Origin of the sequence: Azohydromonas caseinilytica (genome assembly GCF_012927045.1) — a bacterium.
Taxonomy (GTDB): domain Bacteria; phylum Pseudomonadota; class Gammaproteobacteria; order Burkholderiales; family Burkholderiaceae_C; genus Azohydromonas; species Azohydromonas caseinilytica.
In genome coordinates, this window is record NZ_JABBFW010000067.1 from 1,887 (window position 1) to 4,657 (window position 2,771).

Below are 2,771 nucleotides of genomic sequence, written 5' to 3' on the forward strand. Positions count from 1 at the left end.
TGTCCACGTCGCCAAAGCCCTGCAGCAGCTGCGCCAGCGTCACGGTGTAGGCCGTGTCCTCGGTGCCCGCGGCCAGCACGGCACGCGTGCCCGTGACCAGCGGCGCGTCGTTGACGGCATTGAGCGTCAGGCCCAGCGTGGCCGCCGTGGTGGCCTTGCCGTCGGTGACGCCGTAGCTCAGCACCAGCGCGCCGCTGTAGTTGGCCTCGGGCGTGATGGTCCAGCTGCCGTTGGCGTTGCGCACGGCCGTGCCGTGGTCCACCGTGAGCGTGGTGACCGACAGCGCGTCGCCGTCGCCGTCGGTGAAGCCCTGCAGCAGCTGCGCCAGCGTCACGGTGTAGGCCGTGTCCTCGCTGCCGTTGGCCAGCTGCGCGCGTGTGCCGGTGGCCGTGGGCACGTCCTCCACGCTGGCCAGCGTCAGCCCCAGCGTGGCCGCCGTGGTGAGCTTGCCATCCGTAACGCCGTAGCTGAGCTTGAGCGCGCCGTGGTAGTTGGCCGCCGGCGTGATGGTCCAGCTGCCGTCGGCGTTGCGCACGGCCGTGCCGTGGTCCACCGTCAGGTTCGTCACCGACAGCACCGCGCTGTCCACGTCGCCAAAGCCCTGCAGCAGCTGCGCCAGCGTCACGGTGTAGGCCGTGTCCTCGGTGCCCGCGGCCAGCACGGCGCGCTCGCCGGTCACCACCGGCGCGTCGTTGACGGCAGCCAGCGTCAGCCCCAGCGTGGCGTCGGTGCCGAGCTGGCCGTCGCTCACCACGTAGCTCAGCACCAGCGCGCCGTTGTAGTCGGCCTCGGGCGTGATGGTCCAGCTGCCGTCGGCGTTGCGCACGGCCGTGCCGTGGTCCACCGTCAGGCTCGTGACCGACAGCCCCTGGCCGTCCGGGTCCGTGAAGCCCTGCAGCAGCTGCGCCAGCGTGACCGTGTAGGCCTTGTCCTCGGTGCCCGCGGCCAGCACGGCGCGCGCGCCGGTCACCACCGGCGCGTCGTTGACGCCGGCCAGCGCCAGCCCCAGCGTGGCGCCGGTGACGAGCCGGCCGTCCGTGACACCGTAGCTCAGCACGAGCGGGCCGCTGTAGTTGGCCTCGGGCGTGATGGTCCAGCTGCCGTCGGGGTTCTGTACCGCCGTGCCGTGGTCCACCGTCAGGCCGGTGACCGAGAGCGCGTCGCCGTTGGCATCCGTGAAGCCCTGCAGCAGCTGCGCCAGCGTGACCGTGTAGGCCGTGTCCTCGGTGCCCGCGGCCAAGGCGGCGGGCTCGCCGCTGAGCGACGGCGCCTCGTTGCCGGCCACCACCTGCAGCCCCAGCGTGGCCGCCGTGCTGGTAGTGCCATCGCTGACCACGTAGCTCAGCGTCAGCGCCCCGCGGTAGCCGGCCTCGGGCGTGATGGTCCAGCTGCCGTCGGCATTCTGCACCGCCGTGCCGTGCTCCAGCGTCAGCTCAGTGATGGACAGCGTGTCGCCGTCCACGTCCGTGAAGCCCTGCAGCAGCTGCTCCAGCGTCACGGTGTAGGCCGTGTTCTCGGTGGCGGGCTCCAGCGTCGCGGGCTCGGCGCCCAGCTCGGGGGCGTCGTTGACGCCCTGCACTTCCAGCGCCAGCGTGGCCGCCGTGGTGGCGCGGCCGTCCGTGACGCCGTAGCTCAGCACCAGCGCGCCGTGGTAGTCGGCCTCGGGCGTGATGGTCCAGCTGCCGTCGGCGTTCTGCACCGCCGTGCCGTGGTCCACCGTCAGGTTCGCCACCGACAGCACCGCGCTGTCCACGTCCGTGAAGCCCTGCAGCAGCTGCGCCAGCGTCACCGTGTAGGACACGTCCTCGGTGCCCGCGGCCAGCTCGGCCGGGGCGCCGCTGAGCCGCGGCGCGTCGTTGACCGCGGCCAGCGTCAGCGCCAGCGTGGCGGCCGTGGTGGCCTGGCCATCCGTGACGCCGTAGCTCAGCACCAGCGTGCCGTGGTAGTTGGCCTCGGGGGTGATGGTCCAGCTGCCGTCGGCATTGCGCACGGCCGTGCCGTGGTCCACCGTCAGCGTGCTCACCGACAGCGCCGCGCCTTCCACGTCGCTGAAGCCCTGCAGCAGCTGCTCGGCCGTCACCGTGTAGGCGCGGTCCTCGCTGCCCCGCTCCAGCACGGCGGGCTCGCCGCTGAGCACCGGCGCATCGTTGACCGGGTCGATCTCCACGACCAGCCTGGCCGGCACGGTGGCGCTGCCATCGCTCACGCCGTAGACCAGCGTCAGCACGCCGTGGTAGTCGGCCTCGGGCGTGACGGTCCAGCTGCCGTCGGCGTTCTGCACCGCCGTGCCGTGGTCCACCGTCAGCGCCGTGACCGAGAGCCGCTCGCCGTCGGCGTCCGTGAAGCCCTGCAGCAGCTGCGCCAGCCCCACGGTGTAGGCCTGGTCCTCGGCCCCCGGGGCAAGCGTGGCCTGCGCCCCGGTGAGCAGCGGCACGTCGTTGACGGCGCCCAGCTCCAGCGCCAGCGTGGCGGCCGTGGTGGCCCGGCCGTCGCTCACCGCGTAGCTCAGCACCAGCGGCCCGTGGTAGTTGGCCGCCGGCGTGATGGTCCAGCTGCCGTCGGCGTTGTGCACCACCGTGCCGTGGTCCGCCGTCAGCCCGGTCACGCCCAGCGTGTCGCCGTCCGCATCCGTGAAGCCCTGCAGCAGCTGCTCGGCCGTCACCGTGTAGGCGCGGTCTTCGGTGCCGTTGGCCAGCGTGGCGGGCTCGCCGGTGAGCGCCGGCGCGTCCTCGACGGCGGCCAGCTCCACGGCCAGCGTGGCCGGCGTGGTG

General features: G+C 73.2%; 1 protein-coding gene. It reads right to left on the minus strand.

Features of this window, described 5'->3' with window-relative positions:
* A partial coding sequence (locus tag HHL10_RS29810) for a cadherin-like domain-containing protein (RefSeq protein ID WP_169164061.1) occupies positions 1-2,771 on the minus strand: 2,771 nt, incomplete at both ends.